Origin of the sequence: Alcaligenes sp. WGS1538 (assembly GCF_043187505.1) — a bacterium.
Lineage (GTDB): Bacteria > Pseudomonadota > Gammaproteobacteria > Burkholderiales > Burkholderiaceae_B > Alcaligenes.
On record NZ_CP171109.1, the window covers coordinates 1,603,695 to 1,626,741 of the forward strand.

A 23,047-nucleotide genomic window follows, 5' to 3' on the forward strand; every position below is an offset into this window, starting at 1 on the left:
CTGGAGCGGCGGAGCGGGCCTGGCCGCGCCCGCCCATGGTGATCAGGCCTTGGGCTGGTCGTCCATGCGCCGGAAGATCGTGGCGGCCAGAGGACCGGAGATATTGTGCCAGACGCTGAAGATGGCGCTGGGCACGGCGGCCAGGGGCGAGAAGTGGGCGCTGGCCAGCGCCACCCCCAGGCCCGAGTTCTGCATGCCGACCTCGATGGCCAGCGTCTTGCGCTGGGGCAGGGGCATGCCGGACAGGCGCGCCAGCAGGTAGCCCAGCGCATAGCCCAGGCCGTTGTGCAGTACGACCACGGAGAACACCAGCAGGCCGCTGGTGGCGATCTTGGCCTGGTTGCCGGCCACCACGGCGGCCACGATGGCCACGATGGCGATCACGGAGACCAGCGGCAGCACGGTCACGCCGGCCTTGACCTTTTCGCCCAGTACGGATTGCACGATGACGCCCAGCGCGATCGGCAGGATGACGACCTGGACGATGGACCAGAACATGGCCGAGGCGCTGACTTCCAGCCATTGGCTGGCCAGCAGGTAGATCAGGGCGGGGGTGACGACGGGGGCCAGCAGCGTGGTGACCGAGGTGATGGCCACGGACAGGGCCACGTCGCCGCGCGACAGGAAGGTCATGACGTTCGAGGCGGTGCCGCCAGGGCAGCAGCCCACCAGGATGACGCCCACGGCCAGTTCGGGCGGCAGGGCGAACAGCTTGCACAGCAGCCAGGCCAGGCCGGGCATGATGATGAACTGGCCCAGCACCCCGATGGCCACGCGGCCCGGGCGGGTGAAGACTTCGGCGAAGTCCTGGCGGGACAGGGTCAGGCCCATGCCGAACATGATTATGCCCAGCAAGGGAACAATATAGGCGCCCAACCAGCGATAATGGTCGGGGAAGTAAAAAGCCAGAATGGCGAACAGCAGAACCCAGATGGCAAAGGTATTGCCAACGAAGCGGCTCAGGCGGGCGATGGCCTGCATGATTGTCTATCCTTCAAGGAATGGGCACGGCGACGCGGGCCTGTAGGCCGGCGGCGTGCGGGTCGGAACGGGAACAAGGGAGCGGGGCGCGGGCCGGGGTGCGGGCCGGGCGCTGTTCGTCGCCATCTTGTGCGCAAACGAAACGGCCTCCTGGGGGTCTCGGAGGCCGGGCTCGGGCATTATTGTAGACCTTATTATGAGTCGATTTTCCAGTTGAACCATAAAACCATGTATCCATTCGGGGTATTGTCATGAGCGCGGCGGGTGTTCGCTGGACGGCCTACGGCTGCCTGGCCTTGTCCATGAGCCTGGTGGGCAGCTACATCGCCTTGACGCGGCCGCTGGTGGCCGCCTTGCCGGTCTTTCTGCTGGCCTGGTTCCGTTTCGGCATAGGCGCGCTGGCCATGCTGCGCTGGCTGCGCAAGCCCGCCACCGAGCCGGCGCTGGACGGGCGCACGCGCGGCTTGATCTTTCTGGAGTCGTTTCTGGGCAATTTCATGTTCACGCTGTGCATGGTCACCGGCATCAGCATGACCAGCGCGGTGTCGGCCGGCGTCATCCTGTCCGCCATTCCCGGCGTGGTGGCCCTGTTCAGCTGGTACTTCCTGAAGGAGCGCATCGGCCCGCGCACCTGGACGGCCCTGGCCCTGGGCATGCTGGGCATTGCCTTGCTGGCTCTGGTGCAGCACGAGGAAGATGGCCCGACGGGCCTGGATCCGGGACGCGTCTGGCTGGGCAATGCGCTGATTTTCTGCGCCGTGCTGTGCGAGGCGGCCTACGCCGTCATCGGCAAGCGGCTGACCTCGGTCATGAGCCCCAAGCGCATCAGCGCCGTCATCAATCTGTGCAGCCTGGCGCTGATCACGCCGCTGGGCGTGTATGCGGCGCGGGACTTCGCGTTCGCGCAGGTGCCCGGCTGGATCTGGCTGCTGCTGGTCTTTTACTCGCTGGCGGCCAGCGTCTGGACGGTGTGGCTCTGGATGACGGGGGTGACCCATGTGCCGGCCTCGCGCGCCGCCGTGTTCATGGTGCTGATGCCCCTGGGCACGGCGGCTGTCGGAGTGCTGGTGCTGGGCGAGCCCTTCACCGGCATGCACCTGCTGGCCTTCGTGCTCGCCCTGGCTGGCCTGGTGCTGGCGACCGCGCCGGGCCGCCGCTCTTGATCATGTACTCTTGCGCAAGCCTTGCCCTCGGCGGCGAGGCCATGCGGGGCCGGGGCCCGGCCAGCGCTTGACGTTCCTTCCCGCCTAGGGTCAGGGCCGGCCCTGGGCGAACTCGATGATCAGCTGCACGTTCACATTGCCGTTCCACTCGTTCTGGTCCAGGCGATAGGCGGCCTCGATTTCCTCGGGCAGCAGGGAATCCCGGTTGAACCAGATGGCGTCAAAGCGCGCGCCGTCGCGCTCCAGCGTCAGCTTCAGGTGCTTGTTCTTGAGCAGGCGCTGCTGGCGCACCAGGAACTGGTCGCGGAACACCGGCGGCGGAAAGCCCGCCCCCCATACCTGTTTCTGGAGCAGGCCGGCCACGGAGATCGTGGCATGCTGCGGCTCCAGTGAACCGTCCGTTTCGATGACGGGGTCGAACTGGAAGCGGCCGGTCAGTTCCTGCACGGCCTCTTCGAAAGCCTGCACGAAGACGTCGTAGTTGTCTTCCTCTATGGTCAGGCCGGCGGCCATGGCGTGCCCGCCGAACTTCAGGATCAGTCCGGGGTAGCGCTTGGAGACCAGGTCCAGCGCGTCGCGCAGGTGCACGTCGGGAATGGAGCGGCCCGAGCCCTTGATCTCGCCGGGGTCGCCCTGGGCGAATGCCAGCGTCGGACGCCAGTATTTTTCCTTCAGCCGGGAGGCGACCAGGCCCACCACGCCCTGGTGCCAGTCCGGATGATAGACGCAGACCGTGGCGCAGGTGTCGGGTTCGGCCTGTTCGGCGGCGCGCAGGGCTTCTTCGCGCATGGTGTTCTCGATGGCGCGCCGGTCCTGGTTCATGTCTTCCAGCTCGCGGGCGATGTCGGCGGCTTCCTGCTCGTCGTCGGTGATCAGGCAGCGTATCCCCAGGGACATGTCGGCCAGGCGTCCCGCGGCGTTGATGCGCGGTCCCAGGGCGAAACCCAGGTCGAAGGCGCTGGCCTGGCGCGGTTCGCGGCCGGCCACCTGGAACAGGGCGCGCAGGCCGGGCTGCATGCGGCCGGCGCGCATGCGCTCCAGTCCCTGCGTGACGATCAGGCGGTTGTTGGCGTCCAGGCTGACCACGTCGGCCACCGTGCCCAGCGCGACCAGGTCGCACAGGGCGTCCAGGCGCGGGCCGCCATTGGCCGGGTAGACGCCGCGCTGGCGCAGCTCGGCGCGCAGCGCCAGCATCAGGTAGAAGATCACACCCACGCCGGCCAGATTCTTGGATGGGAAATCGCAGCCGGGCTGGTTGGGATTGACGATGGCCAGGGCGTCGGGCAATTCGTCCCCGGGCAGGTGGTGGTCGGTCACCAGCACCTGCATGCCGGCCTGCCGGGCCGCCTCCACGCCGTCTATGCTGGCGATGCCGTTGTCCACGGTGATGAGCAGGTCGGGCTTGCCGGCCGGATGCCGCAGGGCCAGGTCCACCACGGCGGGCGACAGGCCATAGCCGGTCTCGAAGCGGTTGGGCACCAGGAAGTCCACGATGGCGCCCATGCTGCGCAGGGCCCGCAGACCCACGGCGCAGGCCGTGGCGCCGTCGCAGTCGTAGTCGGCAATGATCAGCATGCGCTCGCGCCGGTCGATGGCGTCGGCCAGCAGGGCGGCGGCATGCTGGGCCTGGCTCAGCATGGCGGGCGGGATCAGGCGCTGCCAGCTGATTTCGGTCTGGGCGGCGTCGGTCACCCCGCGGGCCGCCAGCAGGCGGGCCATCAGGGGATGCAGGCCGGCCTGCTCCAGGGCCTGGCTGGCTTGTCGTTGTTCGGGACGATTCTTCAGGATTGGGGTGACCACCACTGACTCCAGTTCTGCTTGTTTTTCAATAAGGACAAAGGCCAGATGCGGCGCGCGGCGGGCCGCACGCGCGCGTAGCGGTCCTGGCCGGCCAGCACCAGCTCCGGCTGGGCCTGCCCGGCCAGCGGCGCGAGCACATCACGGTCCAGCTCGGCCAGTCTTTCGAGCCAGCGGCCCCAGTCCTGCTGCATCAGGCTGTCCTGCAGCGTGTCCAGCACGAGCAGTTCCCGCGGTTCGGCGCCCAGCTGGTCGGGGCGCGCGCCGCCGAACAGCCACAGGCTGTTGACGGGCGGCAGGCCGGCCTGTTCGCGCTCGCGGTTGACGGGCAGATCGAAGGCCAGCATCTGGAATTCATTGACCAGCCGGCGCCAGGGCCGCGCTGCGGCGTCCTGGGTCCACCAGTCGTTCAGATTGCTCTGGCTGACCAGCTCCGGCGAGGCGGCGCGATAATCGAATCCGGAAGGCGTGGTCACGCACCAGTACTGCGGAGTCAGGTAACGGAAGGTAAAACCCGTGCCTTCCAGATAGGGCGCGAAGGCCTCCAGCAGGGTGCGGACGTGCGCCTCGGAGACCTCCAGTTGCGCGGCCGGCAGCAGCATGGCTCCTTCGCGCGAGGGCGCGATGTGCACCAGTTCGGCCAGCCACAGGGGGGCATTGCCTGGAACATTCTGGATTTGTTTTATCTGGCGGGCCCGCAAAGGGGCCAGACCTGCGCTAAGATGCTGAGCTTGGCCGGCCTCAAAGCCGTGGGCCTGCAGCAGGCAGGATTCCGCCGGGGTGCACAGCTCCACGGCCGGCTCGCGCAGAGACAGTTCTCCCTGTCCCTGCTCCAGCCATTGGACCAGGGTGGGAGCGGTCTGCGCCAGGTGTTTGATGAGTTCGCGCGCAATGGCCGGATCCGGCAGCGCGCCCTTGATTACGATCTGCATGACAGCGATTGTAGTGTTTTCTTTGAGGCGGTAGCAGCTCGAATGGCATATGAATTTTGGATAGGAGCGCGGTACGCCGGCCTGGCCCGGGGCCGCAAGCGGCGCGGGGGGCGGTCGGACCGTTTCGTGTCATTTATCGCCGGCAGTTCCATGGCGGGCATAGCGCTGGGCGTGGCCGCGCTGATCGTGGTGCTGTCGGTCATGAACGGCTTCCAGAAGCAGGTGCGCGACCGCATGCTGTCGGTCCTGCCGCATATCGAACTGATCGTGCGCAATGCCGATCACCAGCAGGTGCTGGACCACTGGAAGACGCTGGCCCAGAAGGCTCAGATCAATCCGGCCGTGATCGGCTCGGCGCCCTACGTGGCCGGACAGGGCATGCTGGTGCGCAGCAACCAGCTGACCGGCGTGCAGGTGCGCGGCATCGATCCCGAGCAGGAGTCGCGCGTCTCGGAGCTGGCGCAGCAGATGGTCATGGGCAGGCTGGAGAATCTGAAGCCGGGCTCGTTCGGCATCGTGCTGGGCGAGCAACTGGCCGGCATGCTGCGCGTGAGCACCGGCGACACCATCATGGTGATGGCGCCGCAGGGCTCGATCTCGCCGGCGGGCTTTTCGCCGCGCATGCGCCAGTTCACCGTGACCGGCGTGTTCTCCTCGGGGTATTACGAGTATGACGCCACCCTGGCCTTCGTGAACGTGGACGATGCCGCGCGCGTCTTCCGCGACGTGGGCAACAGCGGCGTGCGCCTGCGCATCAAGGACATGCAGAAGGCGCCGCAGGTGGCCCGGGAGATCGCCAACGTCGTGCCCAGCTACGTCTTCGTCTCGGACTGGACCGAGAACAACCGTACCTGGTTCGCCGCCGTGCAGACGGAAAAGCGCATGATGTTCCTGATCCTGGCCCTGATCGTGGCCGTGGCGGCCTTCAATCTCCTGTCTTCGCTGGTGATGGCCGTCAAGGACAAGCAGTCGGACATCGCCATCCTGCGCACGCTGGGGGCGACCCCGCGCGAAATCGCTCGCATCTTCCTGGTGCAGGGCGCGCTGATCGGAGTGGTGGGCACGCTGCTGGGCGTGGGCCTGGGCATGCTGATCGCCTACAACATCGATGTGATCGTGCCCTTCATAGAGAATCTGATGGGTCGCAAGTTCCTGCCGCAGCAGATCTACTTCATCAGCGAGCTGCCCTCCGATCCGCAGCTGGATGACATCACGGTGATCGCGGTCGTGTCGCTGCTGCTGTCTTTCCTGGCGACGCTGTATCCGAGCTGGCGCGCCTCCAAGCTTCAACCCGCCCAGGTGCTGCGCCATGACTGAGAGCATTCATCCCATTGTTTTGCGGGCGCGCGATGTCAGCGTGCATTACGAAGAGGGCGGCAATACCATCCAGGTGCTCTCGGGCGTCAGCCTGGAGGTGCGCCGCGGCGAAATGGTGGCCATCATCGGCGCCTCCGGCTCGGGCAAGAGCACGCTGCTGCATTCGCTGGGCCTGCTGGACAAGCCCAGCAGCGGCAGCATCGAAGTCAACGGCGTGCAGGCTGAAGCGTTCAATGAGCGCCAGCGCAGCCAGTTGCGCAATCAGGTGCTGGGCTTCGTGTATCAGTTCCATCACTTGCTGGCCGAATTCGACGCCCTGGACAATGTGGCCATGCCTTTGATCGTGCGCCGCATGAACCGGAACCAGGCGCGCGAGCAGGCTCAGGTCGTGCTGGAGCAGGTCGGCCTGGCCCAACGCATCCACCACTATCCCGGCCAGCTGTCGGGCGGCGAGCGCCAGCGCGTGGCCCTGGCGCGCGCACTGGTCACCCGCCCGGCCTGCGTGCTGGCCGACGAGCCCACCGGCAACCTGGACCGCTACACGGCCGAAGGCATGTTCGACCTGCTGACCAAGGTCAACGAGGAATTCGGCACGGCATTCGTCATCGTCACGCACGATCCGGCGCTGGCCGCGCTGGCGCATCGCCAGCTGGTCATGGACAAAGGTCACTTGGAGCAGGAAATCAAGGCCTGAGGCGGGCCTGGGTCGGCGGGACAAAAGGGGCGCGCCGCGCCCCTTTTTCTTCCTGCCTGTATAGTGAAAAGACAGCCGCTTGTCTGGAGCCTTGCCATGTTGATCGACACCCATTGCCATCTTGACGCCCCTGAGTTTTCCGCGGACCGCGGGGCCGTGATCGCGCGTGCGCGCCAGGCGGGCGTGCGCTCCATCGTGGTGCCGGCCGTGGGCGTGTTCGATTTCCAGGACGCCCGCCTGGCGGCGCAGGCCGTGCCGGGCGGGGCCTATGCCCTGGGCATTCATCCTTTATTCACGCCCGGAGCGGGCGAGGACGATCTGCGCGAACTGGAGCGGCAGGTCCAGGCCAGCCTGGACGATCCGCGCTTCGTGGCCATAGGCGAGATCGGCCTGGATTATTTCGTGCCCGAACTCAAGACCGAGGCGGCGTCCCGGCATCAGGAATGGATTTATGAACGCCAGCTGGCATTGGCGCAGCGCTGCGGCCTGCCGGTATTGCTGCATGTGCGGCGCTCGCAGGACAGGGTGCTGAAGTACTTGAGGCAGTTTCCCGGCGTGGGCGGCATTGCCCACGCCTTCAATGGCAGCCGCCAGCAGGCCGACATGTTCGTGCGCCAGGGCTGCGCCCTGGGTTTTGGCGGCGCCATGACCTTCGGCCGCGCCAAGCAGATACGACGCCTGGCCCAGGAGCTGGACCTGGACAGCATTGTCCTGGAAACCGATGCACCCGACCTGGCCCCTTCATGGAGGGTGGAACCGGGCACGCCTCTGGCCTCGGTGCGCAATGAACCGATGGAAGTGGCCGGGGTGGCGCGCAGCCTGGCCGAGTTGCGCGGCCTGGACGTGCAGCAGGTGGTTGCGGCCACCGGCGCAACCGCCCGCCGCGTCCTGCCGCGCCTGGACGCCTTGCTGAACAATCCATAGCTCTAGCACGTCGGAGCACGCCGAGTCGGCGTCGGAGCAGGGGCTTGTCCACCGTACAAGCCGAGGGTCGCAACGTTCTGTCCGGGCCGCCCGCCGACGGCCGCCAGCCCTTAAGCTGGTGTTTTGGGCGGAGGCGTGCATGGCGGCGGGAGCAACGGGGTGATGGGGCGCGCGTGCATGGGCGCATTCGCGGGAGCGGCCACGGCGGCGCATTTCCTGCCGCCTGCGGTCCTGACCGTTTCCGTTTGGGTCTGGGGTGCGGGCGCATTGGCCGCGCTTGTGTTGTCCTTGCGCTTTCCCCTGGCCTGGCTGGCCGTGTTCGCCTTGCTCGGCGCCTTGTACAGCGTGTGGCATATCCAGGCGCGCTTGAGCCAGTCCGTGGCCGCCGGAGACGTCAACAAGGTCAGCCGCGTGGATCTGGAAATCGTGTCCCTGGTGCAGGCCGGGCCGGCCCATCGGCAGTTTCAGGCGCGTGTCCTTCAGTCGCGTCCGCCCGGGTTGCCGCAGGACCTCCTGGTCCGTTGGCACGCACCGCAGCGCCATTCGATCTATCGCGAGCCGCAGGTCCACTCATTTCCCGACCTGGCGCCGGGCCAGCGCTGGCGCATGTCCTTGCTGGTGCGCCCGCCTCAGGGCGCGCGCAATCCTCATGGTTACGATGCGGAGCGCCACGCCATGGCGCAAGGGTGGCGCGCCGTGGGCAGCGTGCGAGGGTCCCCCGAGCCGCTGGCGTCCGCGCAGACGCTGGGCTGGGGCGTGCGAGCCGAACGCCTGCGCCACGATCTGCGCGCCGCCATGCGGCCCTATGTTCAGGACAAGCGTTGGGGCGGAGTGATGTTGGCGCTGGCGCTGGGCGACCAGGCGAGCATCGCGCCGGCCGATTGGCAGGTCTTCAATCGCAGCGGCCTGACGCATCTGGTTTCCATCAGCGGCACGCACGTCACTCTGCTGGCGGTCTTGCTGGCCGGCGCCCTGTCCTGGGCCTGGCGGCGCCTGGCATGGCGAGGCCGGGCGCTGGCCGAATACTGCCCGGCCCAGATCGCGGCCATCTGGATAGGCGTGGCCGCCGCGGGGGCCTACTGCGTGGTCGCCGGCTGGGGCGTGCCGGCCCAGCGCACCTTTCTGATGCTGCTGGTGGCCGGGGCGTGCAGGGTCTCAGGATGCCGACTGGGAGCCAGCCGCATCCTTGTGCTGGCGGCCGTGGCGGTGGTGCTGCATGATCCCTGGGCGGGCCTTGCCACCGGCTTCTATCTCTCATTCGGCGCCGTATCCGTTCTGCTGGCGGTGCAGGAAGGCTCGGGCCAGGCGCCGGCCGGCGGCGGGTTCTGGCGGCGCCGGGGCGCCATCGTGCTGGCCGCTGCGCGCCTGCAGGGCATGATGACGCTGGCCTTGATGCCTGCGTTGGCGTCTTTGTTCCACGAAGTTTCCCTGGCCTCGCTGGCCGCCAATGCCTATGCCATCGTGCTGATGGGGTCGGTGGCCACGCCCCTGGTGCTGGGATTGATGCTGCTGGCGGCCGCGCAGGCGCCGGCGGCGTGGTGCGAGGCGGCGGCATGGCTGGCTCATGGCGTGCTGGAGCTGACCATGCTGCCCACGGTCTGGCTGGCGGCGCAACCCCTGGCCAGCATGCCGGTTCCCGCCCAGAGCCCGGGCTGGACGGTCCTGGCGCTGGCGGGAGTATTCCTGATGCTGTTGCCCAGAGGTTTTCTACCCCGTGCAGTGGCGGCCCTGCTGCTCCTGCCCGCCCTGGCTTTGCGGCCGCCTTTGCTGCAAACAGGAGAATGGGACCTGACGGCGCTGGATGTGGGGCAGGGCAGCGCCGTGCTGCTGCGCACCCGAGGGCACGTCTTGCTGTTCGATGCGGGCAATATGTATGGACCGCAGTCCGATGAAGGATCGCGCGCCATCCATCCCCTGTTGCGTGCGTCGGGGATCAGCAGGCTGGACGCCTTGGTGCTTTCGCATGCCGATATGGATCATGTGGGCGGAGCGCGCAGCGTGCTGCAGGGCGTGCCGGTGCGCCAGGCGTTCAGCAGTTTCGACCTGGACGCTCATCTGGACAGGGAAGAGCGTCTGCTGGGGCTGCCCAGAGGGACAGTCCCGCGTCCGCAGTCGGCCGCGCCCTGCGAGCAGGGTGCGAGCTGGGAGCTGGATGGAGTGCATTTCCGTTTCTGGTGGCCGCCGGCGCGGCCGGACGGCGGCTTCGCCCAGGCGCACAAAGAAGATGACAAGAATGCAATCAGTTGCGTGCTGGAAGTGCGGGGAGCCCATCACTCAGCCTTGCTGCTGGGCGATGCCGGAGTGGCGCAGGAGCAGGCGATGCTGGCCGCGGGTCTGGGCCCGGTCGACGTGGTGGTGGTCGGGCATCATGGCTCGCGCACCTCATCGGGGCCGGGTCTGGTGGCCGGCTTGCGGGCGTCCTTGGCTATTTCCCAGAATGGCTGGTGGAACCGTTTCGGCCATCCGCATGCCGCCGTGCAGCGTCGCTGGGAGCGGTCCGGGGCGCTGTTCCTGCGCACCGACCAGTGGGGGGCGGTCAGTGCACAGTCGCGTCCTGGAGTCCTGTACTACAGCGGCGAGCGCGATCGCTACGCGCGTTACTGGCAGGCGCCCGCACCCTGACAGCCCTTATGGACAGGGAAGATCAGGGAAAGCCGTCAGGCTGGGCTACAATAGTTTTTTCCGCCGGGCCGCCGGAGCGCCGGCCGCCGGAACGCCGGCCGCCGGAACGCCGGCCGCCGGAGCGCCGGGCATTCCCAAGGTAAGAAGCGTCCCCTTGGGGACGCTGCCAGCCCAAGGCGCGGCATGGAAGCATTTTCTTTTGTCACATTCAGGCCTTCGTCCCGTCATGACTACGAAATTTCAGGAACCACGCCTCGACTGGGTCATGTGCGCCAGCGCCTCGGGCACGCACCGCATGGCATATTGGGAGTGGGGCGACCCGGACAACGACCAGGTGCTGATGTGCGTGCACGGCTTGACGCGTACCGGCCGGGATTTCGATCGCCTGGCGCAACGGCTCGCCGGCCGCTACCGGGTCGTGGCGCCCGACGTCGTGGGGCGCGGCCGCTCCGATTGGCTGATCGATCCGGCCGCCTACGCCATTGCGCAATACGTGGCGGACATGCTGGTGCTGATCGCCCGCCTCGAGCCCGCCAGGCTGGACTGGGTGGGCACGTCCATGGGCGGGCTCATCGCCTTGGGGCTGCATGGCGCCCAGGCCATGTCCGCCTTGCTGCGTCCGGCCCGTCCCGGACCGGGGCTGGAGGCGCCGCTGGAGTTGCCGCTGGGCCGCGTGGTGCTGAACGACGTGGGGCCGGCCTTGAACCTGACGGGCTTGCAGCGCATCGGCGAATACGTGGGCCAGGCGGTCACCTTTGACACGTTCGCGCAGGCGGTGGAGTATGTGCGCTCCGTGTCGGCTTCTTTCGGCGAGCACCAGGCCGCCGATTGGGAGGACATGTCTCGCCATGTCTTCGTGGAACACGACGGCAAATGGCAGCGGCACTACGATCTGCGCCTGTCGCAGGCCTTTTCGCGTCAGGCCGATGTGGACCTGGAGGCCGCCCAGGCTCTGCTTTGGAGCGCCTACGAAGGGCTGCCCGACAAAGTGCTGATCCTGCGCGGCGAACAGTCCGACCTGCTGTCCGCCCAGGCCGCGCACGAGATGCTGCGCCGCAATCCGCACGCGCAACTGGTGGAGATTCCCCAGGTGGGCCATGCGCCCATGCTGCGCAACGCCGAACAGATTGATTACATCGACCATTTTCTTGCAGGATAGTCTTATGCATGCCCAGGCCCGTCTGCCGGTTGACCTGCATTGCCATTCCGTGTTTTCGGATGGCCTGCTCACCCCCGCTGAACTGGCCGAGCGCGCCCATGCCAACGGGGTGCGCCTTTGGTCCCTGACCGATCACGACGAGATCGCGGGCCTGAAACCGGCGCGCGAACACGCCCGGGCCCTGGGCATGCGTTTTGTGGACGGGGTGGAGATCTCCGTGACCTGGGCCGGCCAGACGGTGCACATCGTGGGCCTGGGGATAGATCCGGACAACGAGACGCTGCGGGACGGGTTGCGCGACATGCGCGCCGGACGGCAGACCCGCGCTCGCGCCATGAGCGAGCGCCTGGCCGCCCTGGGCTTCGAGAATGCCTACGAGGGCGCCTTGCCCTTTGCCGGGAACCCCGAACTGATCAGCCGTACCCATTTTGCGCGCTTTCTGGTGCAGCAAGGGCACTGCGCTGATCTGGGCGAAGCGTTCCGGCGCTACCTGGGCGAGGGCAAGCCGGCCTTCGTGCCCACCCGGTGGGCCAGCCTGGCGCAGGCGGTGGACTGGATCCTGCAGGCCGGCGGCAAGGCCGTCATCGCTCATCCGGGGCGCTATGAATTCGACGACACCCGCTATCACGCCCTGTACACCCAGTTCCTGGAACTGGGCGGGATCGGGATAGAGGTCTTGACGGGCAGCCATTCCCCTCGGGAATACGGCCTGTATGCCCAGGTGGCGCGCAGCTACGGCTTCCAGGTGTCCTGCGGGTCCGATTTCCACGGCCCTGGCGAAGGACTCATCGATCTGGGCGGCTTGCCGCCCTTGCCGTCCGGGCTGACTCCCGTATGGCAGGAATGGCTCTAGCTCGAAGGCAGGAAATCACGATGAACAAAGCTTTTGTGAAAGAATCCGACCGGGACGACGACGAGGACCTGGAACCCCAGGCCAGCGCCTTGCCCGCGGGTACCAAGAACTACATGACCGTGCAGGGCTACCGTCGCCTGCGGGCCGAACTGATGCAACTGATGAACAAGGAGCGGCCCGACGTGGTGCAGATCGTGTCCTGGGCCGCGTCCAACGGCGACCGTTCCGAAAACGGCGACTACCTGTACGGCAAGAAGCGCTTGCGTGAAATCGACCGCCGCATCCGCTTCCTGACCAAGCGCCTGGAGATCGCCGAAGTGGTCGATCCGGGCCTGCAGCCCAACCGCGACCAGGTCTTCTTCGGCGCCACGGTGCTCTACAGCGACAGCCAGGGCGAGGAATTCCGCGTCACCATCGTGGGCGTGGACGAGGCCGAGCCCCTGCAGGGCCGCATCAGCTGGATCTCGCCCGTCGCCCGGGCCCTGATCAAGGCGCGCGAAGGCGACACCGTGGTGCTGCGCACGCCCGGCGGCAAGGAAGAGCTGGATATCCTCGAAGTCATCTATCCCGACCCGGCCCCGGACCCCGATCCCGATGAATGAGCCTGGGTATGGGACGGCCTTGCCGGCCGTCCCGCAGCAGGCTGTTCCGAGGCGCATGCAGGCGCCCAAGCGAGTAAAGCGTCGGCCGCAAGGCCATTGATTTTTCTTTTTCGCGCACGCCATTTTGCTTTTGGACCGAGCCGGTCGCTTCCGGGTAAAATGATGTGTTTACTTATCTTTCCTTCTTTTTTGCCCCTCCCGTATCGTGAGCCAAATTCTGTACTTCCCCGGTTCGTCCGTGCTCTCCGCCTTTCGTCGCGAGCGCCTGCTTGAACGCATCGAACAGTTGCAGCTGCCTGTCGCCGACATCCGCGCCCTGCACGAATACTACGTCTGGATCGACGAGTCCGGCCTGGATGCGACGGCGCGCCAGCAGCTGAGCGACCTGCTCGACGACGGCCAGCAGGTGCTCAACCCCGAGCCGCCCAAGGGCGACCTGGTGCTGCGCGTGGTGCCTCGGCTGGGCACGGTGTCCCCCTGGGCCAGCAAGGCCACGGACATCGCTCACAACTGCGGGCTGGCGGCGGTGCGCCGCATCGAGCGCGGCGTGCGCTACCTGATCACGCCCAAGCGCGGCCTGCTCGGCGCCAAGGAGCTGGACCAGGCCCAGCTGGAGCAGATCGCGGCCCTGTTGCACGACCGCATGACCGAGACCGTGGTGGGGCAGCAGTTCGACGGCCAGGCGCTGTTCGCCGAATTGCCCGGCAAGCCCATCCAGTCCGTGGACCTGCTGGGCGGGGGCGTCGCCGCCTTGCGCGAGGCCAACGACAGCATGGGCCTGGCTCTGTCGGACGACGAGATCGATTATCTGATGGACGCCTTCACGCGCCTGGGCCGCAATCCGCACGACGTGGAACTGATGATGTTCGCGCAGGCCAACAGCGAGCACTGCCGCCACAAGATCTTCAACGCCCAGTGGGTGATCGACGGCCAGCGCCAGGACAAGACCTTGTTCGGCATGATCCGCGAAACCCACGCCGCCCAGCCGGAGAATACCGTGGTGGCCTATGCGGACAACGCCGCCATCATGACGGGCGGCCAGGCCAGCCTGTTCCATGCGGGCATCAGCGACCAGGCCGACGAACCTGTCTACCAGCGCCACCAGGCCCTGGTGCACACGCTGATGAAAGTGGAGACGCACAACCACCCTACGGCCATCGCGCCGTTCCCCGGCGCCTCCACCGGCGCGGGCGGCGAGATCCGCGACGAGGGCGCCACGGGCCGAGGCTCCAAGCCCAAGGCCGGCCTGACGGGCTTCACCGTCTCCAATCTGTGCTTCCCGGACAATCCGGAACCCTGGGAAGGCGACTCTCACGGCATCCCCGAGCGCATCGCCAAGCCGCTGGACATCATGATCGACGGCCCCATCGGCGGCGCGGCCTTCAACAACGAATTCGGCCGTCCCAACCTGCTGGGCTACTTCCGCACCTTCGAGCAGACCGCCGCGCAGCAGCGCTGGGGCTACCACAAGCCCATCATGATCGCCGGCGGCCTGGGCTACATCGATGACCGCCTCACGCACAAGGATCCTTTGCCCGTGGGCGCCTTGCTGATCCAGCTGGGCGGTCCCGGCATGCGCATCGGCATGGGCGGGGGCGCGGCCTCCAGCATGAGCGTGGGCGCCAACCGCGCCGAACTGGACTTTGATTCCGTGCAGCGCGGCAACCCCGAGATGGAGCGTCGCGCGCAGGAAGTCATAGACCGCTGCTGGCAGCAGGGCGAACACAACCCCATCATCGCCATCCACGACGTGGGCGCGGGCGGGCTGTCCAATGCCTTCCCCGAACTGGTCAACGATGCCAAGCGCGGCGCCATTTTCGAGCTGACGCGCGTGCCGCTGGAGGAATCGGGCCTGTCGCCTGCTGAAATCTGGTCCAACGAATCGCAGGAGCGCTATGTACTGGCCATTCTGCCCCAGGACCTGGACCGCTTCGACCGCATCGCCAAGCGCGAACGCTGCCCTTACGCCGTCGTCGGCGTGGCCACCGAGGAACGCCAGCTGCGCGTGACCTTCGGCGAGGGCCTGCCCGGCGTGGATGCCGACCATACGCCCAAGAGCGTGGACGAGCGGCCCGTGGATGTGCCCATGGACGTCATCCTGGGCAAGGCGCCGCGCATGGAGCGCGACGTGCAGCGCCGCGACGGCGTGCAGGAGCCGCTGGACCTGACCGTCATCACACTGGAAGAGGCCATGCAGCGCGTGCTGCGCCATCCCACGGTCGCCAACAAGAGTTTCCTGATCACCATCGGGGACCGCACCGTGGGCGGCATGTGCAGCCGCGACCAGATGGTCGGCCCATGGCAAGTGCCGGTGGCCGACTGCGCCGTCACCCTGGCCGATTTCGAGGGCGTGCGCGGCGAAGCCATGTCCATGGGCGAGCGCACCCCCAGCGCCATGATTGATGCCGCCGCCTCCGGCCGCATGGCCGTGGCCGAAGCCCTGACCAATCTGGTCGCCAGCGACGTGCGCGACCTGAAGGACGTCAAGCTGTCCGCCAACTGGATGGCCGCCTGCGGCGTGGACGGCCAGGACGCCGCCCTGTTCGATACCGTGCAGGCGGTCAGCCAGTGGTGCCAGCAACTGGGCCTTTCCATTCCCGTGGGCAAGGATTCCCTGTCCATGCGCACCACCTGGGAGCAGGACGGACAGTCCCGCCAGGTCATCGCGCCCGTATCCTTGATCGTCACCGCCTTCGCCCAGGTGGCCGATGTGCGCCGCACCCTGACTCCGCAGCTCAGGACCGACCAGGGCGACACCGCCCTGATCCTGATCGACCTGGGCCAGGGCCGCCAGCGCATGGGCGCCTCCGTGCTGGCGCACGCCTTCAACCAGGTGGGCCAGTCCGTGCCCGACATGCAGGACGCCCAGGCCATGCTGGCCTTCTTCAAGACCGTGCGCCAGCTGGCGGACCAGGGCCGCATCCTGGCCTACCACGACCGCTCCGACGGCGGCCTGGCGGCCACCGTGGCGGAAATGGCGTTCGCGGGCCGCATCGGCGTATCCATCAACCTGGACATGCTGACCATCGATCCGCACGCCGCCGACTGGGGCGACTACAAGATCCGTCCCGAGCAGGTATCCGTGCAGCGCGACGAGATCACTCTGCGCGCCCTGTTCAATGAAGAAGCCGGCGCCGTCATCCAGGTGCCGCTGGCGCAGCGCGACGCGGTCATGCAGGCGTTGCGCGAGGCGGGCCTGTCGGCCCATTCGCACGTCATCGGCGGCCTGAACGGCTCCGACCAGATCGAGTTCTATCGCGACGGCGCCTGCATCTACCAGGCCTCCCGCGTGGAGCTGGCGCAGCAGTGGAGCGAAGTCAGCCGCCGCATCATGGCGCTGCGCGACAATCCCGCCTGCGCCCAGGCCGAGTTCGACCGCTGGCAGGACGCCCAGGATCCCGGCATCTCGCCGCGCGTGGCCTTCAATCCTCAGGAAGACATCGCCGCTCCCTTCATCGCCACCGGCAAGCGCCCGCGCGTGGCCATCCTGCGCGAGCAGGGCTGCAACAGCCAGGTGGAAATGGCCTGGGCCTTCGACACCGCGGGCTTCGAGGCCGTGGACGTGCACATGACGGACCTGCTGTCCGGCCGCGTGTCGCTGGAGCGCATGCAGGGCCTGGTGGCCGTGGGCGGCTTCAGCTATGGCGACGTGCTGGGCGCCGGCGAGGGCTGGGCCAAGACCATCCGCTTCAATACGCAGCTGTCCGACCAGTTCGCCGCCTTCTTCGGCCGCCAGGACACCTTCGCCCTGGGCGTGTGCAATGGCTGCCAGATGATGGCGGCCCTGGCGCCCATGATTCCCGGCGCTGACTTCTGGCCGCGCTTCACGCGCAACCAGTCGGAAAAATACGAGGCGCGCTTCTCCACCCTGGAGATCGCCGCATCGCCGTCCATCTTCTTCCAGGGCATGGAAGGCACGCGCCTGCCGGTGGCCGTCGCCCACGGCGAAGGCTTTGCCAACTTCCAGCGCCAGGGCGATGCGTCCCGCGTGCATGGCGCCGTCCATTTCGTGGACCATCACGGCCGCCGCACGGAGCAGTACCCGCTGAATCCTAACGGCAGCCCTGACGGCCTGGCCGGCGTCACCACGGCCGACGGCCGCTTCACCATCATGATGCCGCACCCCGAGCGGGTCACCCGCAACGTCATGATGTCCTGGACGCCCGCCAGCTGGGGCGAGGCCGATCGCGGCGCCGACCAGATGGCCAATGGCGGCTTTACTCCCTGGATGCGGATGTTCCGCAACGCTCGGGTCTGGATTGCCTAAATGCTTGCGCGTATAATCCATTTTTGGACGGAGTAAAAAGCATGCGTCTCATCAAGAAAGCACTGACCTTCGACGATGTGTTGTTGGTTCCTGCTTACTCCGAGGTTCTGCCTCGCGATACATCCCTGGTCACCCGCTTCACGCGGGACATCACCCTGAACATCCCGCTCGTGTCCGCCGCCATGGATACCGTCACTGAATCGCGCCTGGCCATCGCCATGGCTCAGGAAGGCGGCATCGGGATCATCCACAAGAACCTGTCCGCCGACGCCCAGGCCCGTGAAGTGGCCCGCGTCAAGCGCCACGAGTTCGGCATCGTCATCGATCCGGTCACGGTCACGCCCACCATGAAGGTGCGCGACGCCATCGCGCTGCAGCGCCAGCATGGCATCTCCGGCCTGCCCGTGGTCGAAGGCGGCAAGGTGGTGGGCATCGTCACCAACCGCGACCTGCGTTTCGAAGACCGCCTGGACCTGCCGCTGCGCGACGTCATGACGCCGCAGGAGCGCCTGGTCACCATGCGTGAAGGCGCTACGCTGGAAGAAGCCCAGGCCCTGATGCATCGCCATCGCCTGGAGCGCGTCCTGATCGTCAACGATCAGTTCCAGCTGCGCGGCCTGGCCACCGTCAAGGACATCGTTAAGAACACGGAGCACCCACTGGCCAGCAAGGATGCCCAGGGCCAGCTGCGCGTCGGCGCGGCGGTGGGGGTGGGCGAAGGCACCGAGGAACGCGTCGAAAAACTGGCGGCCGCCGGCGTCGATGCGGTCGTGGTCGACACCGCTCATGGCCACTCGCGCGGCGTGATCGAACGCGTGCGCTGGGTCAAGAAGAATTTCCCCCGCATCCAGGTCATCGGCGGCAACATCGCCACGGCCGAAGCGGCGCGCGCTCTGGTTGAAGCCGGCGCGGACTGCGTCAAGGTCGGCATCGGCCCAGGGTCCATCTGCACCACCCGCATCGTGGCCGGCGTGGGCGTGCCCCAGATCACCGCCATCGCCGATGTGGCCAAGGCGCTGGAAGGCACGGGCGTGCCCCTGATCGCCGACGGCGGCATCCGCTTTTCGGGCGACGTGTCCAAGGCCCTGGCCGCCGGCGCGTCCGCCTGCATGATGGGCGGCATGTTCGCCGGCACGGAAGAATCCCCCGGCGAAGTCGTGCTGTTCCAGGGCCGTTCCTACAAGTCCTATCGCGGCATGGGCAGCCTGGGCGCCATGGTGGACGGCTCGGCCGACCGCTACTTCCAGGATCCCTCCAACAACGCCGACAAGCTGGTCCCCGAAGGCATCGAAGGCCGAGTCCCCTACAAGGGCAGCGTCATCGCCATCATCTATCAGCTGGTGGGCGGCGTGCGCGCCTCCATGGGCTATTGCGGCTGCAAGTCTATCGAGGAACTGCACGCCAAGGCCGAGTTCGTGGAAATCACCGCCGCCGGCGTGCGTGAATCCCACGTCCACGACGTGCAGATCACCAAGGAAGCGCCGAACTACCGCGCCGACTGATCTTCACAGTCTCTTGCATGCCAGAAACCGCCGGCCTTGTTGCCGGCGGTTTTCTTTTGTGGCCTATGGTTCAGTCCGCCAGTTCCAGCAGGAGCCGGGCCACCTGGTCGGGGTGCGTGATCATGGCGCTGTGCCCGCTGTCCAGTTCGCGGAAGTCCCAGTCTTTTTGCTGTCGCGCCCATTCCCGGGAGGTGTCCACGGCCTTGAAGGGCGGCTGGGTGCAGGAGACATAGGCGCAGGGGCGGGCATTGCCTATCATGGGATTCTGCAGGCGCAGCGCCGAGCGGTAGACGCTGAGCGGCTGGGGCGTCAGCCTGTGGCCCACGAAGTGCAGGTCTTCGGTGGCGTGCAGGCCCAGGGCGTTGAGCGGGGGAGGGGGCACGGCGGGGATGACGCTTTTGACGGCCGAGGCCGTCATGCTTTCCACCACTTTGGGGGGCAGGGTGTCGAAGGTGCTGGTGCCGCTGGGCAGGATGAAGGCGTCCAGGTAGACCAATTGGCGCAGGCAGCGCGGCAGCACGTCCGCCACGCCGCTGATGACCAGGCCGCCGAAGCTGTGGCCCACCAGCACCACATTGCACAGTTCCTCCCAGCGCAGCAGATTGGCCACGTCGTCAACGAAGGTGTCCAGCGTGATGTTGGAACTGAGCAGGTGACTGCGTTCGCCCAGGCCGGTCAGGGTAGGAGTGTAGACCTTGTGGCCCTGGGCCTGGAGCCGGGCGGCGACCCGCGACCAGCACCAGCCACCGTGCCAGGCGCCGTGCACCAGCACGAAGGTGTGGCTGGAAGGGGCGTCGTCGACCTGGGTGTCGCAATCGTAGGAGAAGGCGTGCGGCAGGCTGTGGCGCCGCGAGGAAGGGGCGATGGATCCGCCGCCCTGCTGGCCGCTGGCCTGCGCGGTGTCGGTCTGATCGATGGGGCCGGTCAGGTGTGGGGTACGACTCGAAGACATACTGGAACTCCCTATGTGGCTGCATGTACTGTATCCGCCTTGCCGCACGAATGCCAGCCGGGCGGGACATTTTGCTCCCGCTGCGGTCCTGCTCCTCCCTAAGCGACGCGACACAGCGTAAAATAGATCCTTTACCGCTTTCTTATTGGCTCGAAATTTTCATGCACCAGCGAATCCTGATCCTCGATTACGGCTCCCAAGTCACCCAGCTCATCGCGCGCCGCGTGCGCGAAGCCGGCGTGTATTGCGAAATTCATCCCGGCGACGTGTCGGACGAATTCATCGCCAGTCAGGAAGGGCTCAAGGGCATCATCCTGTCGGGCAGCCACGCTTCGGCCTACGCCGAAGAATCCCTGAAGGTGCCCGCCTCGGTGTTCAAGGCCGGTGTGCCGGTGTTGGGCATCTGCTACGGCATGCAGGCCATGGCCATGCAACTGGGCGGCACCGTGTCCTTTTCGGACCACCGCGAATTCGGCTACGCCGAAGTCCGCGCCCACGGCCACACCCGCCTGCTGGACGGCATCCAGGACTTCACCACGGAGCAGGGCCACGGCATGCTCAAGGTCTGGATGAGCCACGGCGACAAGGTCACGGATCTGCCCGCCGGCTTCAAGCTCATGGCTTCCACGCCCAGCTGCCCGATCGCCGGCATGGCCGATGAAGAACGCGGTTTCTACGGCGTGCAGTTCCACCCCGAAGTCACCCATACCGTCCAGGGCCAGGCCCTGTTCCAGCGTTTCGTGCGCGACATCTGCGGCTGCGTCGGCGACTGGAACATGCCCGACTACGTGGAAGAGGCCGTCGCCCGCATCCGCGAACAGGTCGGCTCGGACGAAGTCATCCTGGGCCTGTCCGGCGGCGTGGACTCCTCGGTGGCCGCCGCGCTGATCCATCGCGCCATCGGCGACCAGCTCACCTGCGTGTTCGTGGATCACGGCTTGCTGCGCCTGAACGAAGCGCAGCAAGTCATGAAGACCTTCGCCGACAACCTGGGCGTCAAGGTCATCCACGTGGACGCCACTGATCGCTTCATGGGCCATCTGGCCGGCGTCACCGACCCCGAGGCCAAGCGCAAGATCATCGGCCGCGAATTCGTGGAGATCTTCCAGGAAGAAGCCGGCAAGCTCACTTCCGCCCGCTGGCTGGCGCAAGGCACCATCTATCCGGACGTCATCGAATCGGCCGCCTCCAAGACCGGCAAGGCCGTGGCCATCAAGTCGCACCACAACGTGGGCGGCCTGCCCGATACCCTGAACCTGAAGCTGCTGGAGCCCCTGCGCGAACTGTTCAAGGACGAAGTACGCAAGCTGGGCGTGGCCCTGGGCCTGCCGCACGGCATGGTCTACCGCCACCCGTTCCCCGGCCCGGGCCTGGGCGTGCGCATCCTGGGCGAAGTCAAGCGCGAATATGCCGACCTGCTGCGCCGCGCCGACGCCATCTTCATCGAAGAGCTGAACAGCACCATCGATCCCGAAACGGGCAAGAGCTGGTACGAACTGACTTCCCAGGCCTTTGCCGTCTTCCTGCCCGTCAAGTCCGTGGGCGTCATGGGCGACGGCCGCACCTACGACTACGTCGTGGCCCTGCGCGCCGTGCAGACCTCCGACTTCATGACCGCCGACTGGGCCGAACTGCCGTACTCGCTGCTCAAGCGCGTCTCCGGCCGCATCATCAACGAAGTGCGCGGCATCAACCGCGTCACCTACGACGTGTCCAGCAAACCGCCGGCAACCATCGAGTGGGAATGATCCCGCGTCTGGCACGGCCAGGCATCTGAAGGCATAAAAATCCGCTAAGCCCGCGTAACTGCGGGCTTTTTCGTGTTTTTGTCTGGCACGATCTGGCAACGGGAGGAAGCGCCAAGCACTGTTTGAGCATGGCATTAAAGCTGGTACTATCCGGTGATGATACCATGATTGATGCCGATACCATGCTGCATTTTCTTATGTGTTCATGGTATTGAGTTTTGATAAATTGTTGTTTTATATAGAAAAAATGATGAAAATTCGGCATTTTTTCAGCATGGTATCGAGAATGAAGAGGGACACGCTACATGCTGACCGATACCAAGCTGCGAAATCTCAAGCCTAGGGACAAGCTCTACAAGGTGAATGACCGAGAAGGTCTCTATGTGGCCGTGACTCCAGCCGGCTCCATCTCGTTCCGTTACAACTACTCAATCAATGGACGGCAGGAGACCATCACCTTTGGTCGCTATGGCGTCGGTGGCATCACCTTGGCTGAAGCCCGTGAGCAGTTGAATGACGCCAAGAAGATGGTTGCGGCTGGCAAGTCGCCGGCCAAGGAGAAGGCCCGCGACAAGGCGCGAGTGAAAGATGCGGAGACGTTTGGTGCCTGGGCGGAGAAGTGGCTGCGCGGCTACCAGATGGCCGACTCTACCCGCGATATGCGCCGTTCGGTCTATGAACGCGAGCTGAAGCCGAAATTCAGCAATCAGAAGCTGGTGGAGATCACCCATGAGGACTTGCGTGCGCTGACCGATGCCATCGTCGAGCGAGGCGCACCGGCCACCGCCGTTCATGTGCGTGAAATCGTTATGCAAGTGTTTCGCTGGGCAACTGAGCGTGGACAGAAGGTTGAGAATCCGGCGGAGCTAGTGCGGCCAACCAGCATCGCCCGATTTGAGCCACGCGACCGAGCGTTGACGCCTGACGAAATTGCACTGATGTACCAGTACATGGAACGGGTGGGTACAAGCCCAACAAATCGTGCGGCGGCCAAGTTGCTGTTGCTGACGATGGTGCGCAAAAGCGAGCTGACCAATGCGACCTGGAGTGAGATCAATTTCAGCGAAGCGCTGTGGACGATTCCGAAGGAGAGGATGAAGCGCCGTAACCCGCACCTGGTATTTCTGTCCCAGCAGGCTCTGGATATTTTCATTGCCCTGAAAACCTTTGCAGGTGGTTCCGACTTCGTTCTGCCATCACGGTACGACTCGGATGCGCCGATGAGCGCTGCCACACTCAACCAGGTGCTGACCCTGACTTACAAGGCGGCGCAGAAAGACGGGAAGTCGCTGGCCAAGTTCGGGCCGCATGACTTGCGGCGCACAGCCAGCACGCTGTTGCATGAGGCTGGCTACAACACCGACTGGATTGAGAAGTGCCTGGCGCACGAGCAGAAGGGCGTGAGGGCCGTATACAACAAGGCTGAATACCGCGAGCAGCGGGCGGCGATGTTGCAGGATTGGGCGGATATGATCGATGAGTGGACTGTTGGGAGTCGCTGATTTTTTTTAGCCGCTAAAATTTTCCGTGGTGC

Annotated in this window: 16 protein-coding genes; 12 read left to right on the top strand and 4 right to left on the bottom strand. The window is 66.2% G+C overall.

The annotated features are described in order from the left end of the window. Positions 1 to 42 precede the first annotated feature (42 nt). Positions 43 to 981 carry a bile acid:sodium symporter family protein gene (locus tag ACF3ND_RS07550; RefSeq protein WP_394065461.1) on the bottom strand — a complete coding sequence of 313 codons (939 nt, stop codon included), beginning with the start codon at positions 979 to 981 and terminating at the stop codon, positions 43 to 45. A gap of 251 nt (positions 982 to 1,232) precedes the next feature. On the opposite strand from ACF3ND_RS07550, the gene ACF3ND_RS07555 reads away from it, so the two are divergent. Beyond that, positions 1,233 to 2,144 carry a DMT family transporter gene (locus tag ACF3ND_RS07555; RefSeq protein WP_394065462.1) on the top strand — a complete coding sequence of 304 codons (912 nt, stop codon included), beginning with the start codon at positions 1,233 to 1,235 and terminating at the stop codon, positions 2,142 to 2,144. A gap of 90 nt (positions 2,145 to 2,234) precedes the next feature. On the opposite strand, the gene recJ is transcribed toward ACF3ND_RS07555, so the two are convergent. Further along, a complete protein-coding gene (gene recJ, locus ACF3ND_RS07560) occupies positions 2,235 to 3,944 on the bottom strand; it encodes a single-stranded-DNA-specific exonuclease RecJ (protein WP_394065463.1) in 1,710 nt (569 codons plus the stop codon). Further along, on the bottom strand, positions 3,926 to 4,873 hold the full coding sequence (locus ACF3ND_RS07565; RefSeq protein ID WP_394065464.1) for a hypothetical protein: 948 nt from the start codon (positions 4,871 to 4,873) through the stop codon (positions 3,926 to 3,928). The genes recJ and ACF3ND_RS07565 overlap by 19 nt, the downstream gene beginning before the upstream one ends. Before the next feature lie 42 nt (positions 4,874 to 4,915). Here ACF3ND_RS07565 and ACF3ND_RS07570 point away from each other — a divergent pair, with 42 nt between their 5' ends. From ACF3ND_RS07570 to guaB, 9 genes are all read left to right on the top strand, one after another. Beyond that, the gene (locus tag ACF3ND_RS07570) at positions 4,916 to 6,190 is read left to right on the top strand and encodes a lipoprotein-releasing ABC transporter permease subunit (RefSeq protein ID WP_394065465.1); all 1,275 of its coding nucleotides are present in this window, start codon (positions 4,916 to 4,918) and stop codon (positions 6,188 to 6,190) included. Next, positions 6,183 to 6,884: an ABC transporter ATP-binding protein gene (locus tag ACF3ND_RS07575; protein WP_394065466.1), complete on the top strand. Its 702-nt coding sequence runs from the start codon at positions 6,183 to 6,185 to the stop codon at positions 6,882 to 6,884. The genes ACF3ND_RS07570 and ACF3ND_RS07575 overlap by 8 nt, the downstream gene beginning before the upstream one ends. A gap of 96 nt (positions 6,885 to 6,980) precedes the next feature. Continuing rightward, complete coding sequence (locus ACF3ND_RS07580; protein WP_394065467.1) at positions 6,981 to 7,808, top strand: TatD family hydrolase; 828 nt, start codon at positions 6,981 to 6,983, stop codon at positions 7,806 to 7,808. 177 nt (positions 7,809 to 7,985) lie between these two features. Further along, positions 7,986 to 10,430, top strand: a complete 2,445-nt coding sequence (locus tag ACF3ND_RS07585; protein WP_394065468.1) for a DNA internalization-related competence protein ComEC/Rec2 — start codon at positions 7,986 to 7,988, stop codon at positions 10,428 to 10,430. Positions 10,431 to 10,695: 265 nt separating this feature from the next. Continuing rightward, positions 10,696 to 11,589 carry an alpha/beta fold hydrolase gene (locus ACF3ND_RS07590; RefSeq protein ID WP_394065799.1) on the top strand — a complete coding sequence of 298 codons (894 nt, stop codon included), beginning with the start codon at positions 10,696 to 10,698 and terminating at the stop codon, positions 11,587 to 11,589. Between the two features lie 4 nt (positions 11,590 to 11,593). Then, on the top strand, positions 11,594 to 12,442 hold the full coding sequence (locus ACF3ND_RS07595) for a 3',5'-nucleoside bisphosphate phosphatase (RefSeq protein ID WP_394065469.1): 849 nt from the start codon (positions 11,594 to 11,596) through the stop codon (positions 12,440 to 12,442). Between the two features lie 20 nt (positions 12,443 to 12,462). Next, positions 12,463 to 13,044, top strand: coding sequence for a transcription elongation factor GreB (gene greB / locus ACF3ND_RS07600; protein ID WP_394065470.1), 582 nt, complete (start codon positions 12,463 to 12,465; stop codon positions 13,042 to 13,044). Positions 13,045 to 13,249: 205 nt separating this feature from the next. Further along, positions 13,250 to 17,311: a phosphoribosylformylglycinamidine synthase gene (purL, locus tag ACF3ND_RS07605; protein ID WP_394065471.1), complete on the top strand. Its 4,062-nt coding sequence runs from the start codon at positions 13,250 to 13,252 to the stop codon at positions 17,309 to 17,311. Between the two features lie 41 nt (positions 17,312 to 17,352). Beyond that, a complete protein-coding gene (gene guaB / locus ACF3ND_RS07610; RefSeq protein WP_394065472.1) occupies positions 17,353 to 18,813 on the top strand; it encodes an IMP dehydrogenase in 1,461 nt (486 codons plus the stop codon). A gap of 70 nt (positions 18,814 to 18,883) precedes the next feature. On the opposite strand, the gene ACF3ND_RS07615 is transcribed toward guaB, so the two are convergent. Next, positions 18,884 to 19,765, bottom strand: coding sequence for an alpha/beta fold hydrolase (locus ACF3ND_RS07615; RefSeq protein ID WP_394065473.1), 882 nt, complete (start codon positions 19,763 to 19,765; stop codon positions 18,884 to 18,886). 161 nt (positions 19,766 to 19,926) lie between these two features. Here ACF3ND_RS07615 and guaA point away from each other — a divergent pair, with 161 nt between their 5' ends. Beyond that, positions 19,927 to 21,513, top strand: coding sequence for a glutamine-hydrolyzing GMP synthase (gene guaA, locus ACF3ND_RS07620; protein ID WP_394065474.1), 1,587 nt, complete (start codon positions 19,927 to 19,929; stop codon positions 21,511 to 21,513). Positions 21,514 to 21,818: 305 nt separating this feature from the next. After that, positions 21,819 to 23,015: a tyrosine-type recombinase/integrase gene (locus ACF3ND_RS07625; RefSeq protein ID WP_394065475.1), complete on the top strand. Its 1,197-nt coding sequence runs from the start codon at positions 21,819 to 21,821 to the stop codon at positions 23,013 to 23,015. Positions 23,016 to 23,047 lie beyond the last annotated feature (32 nt).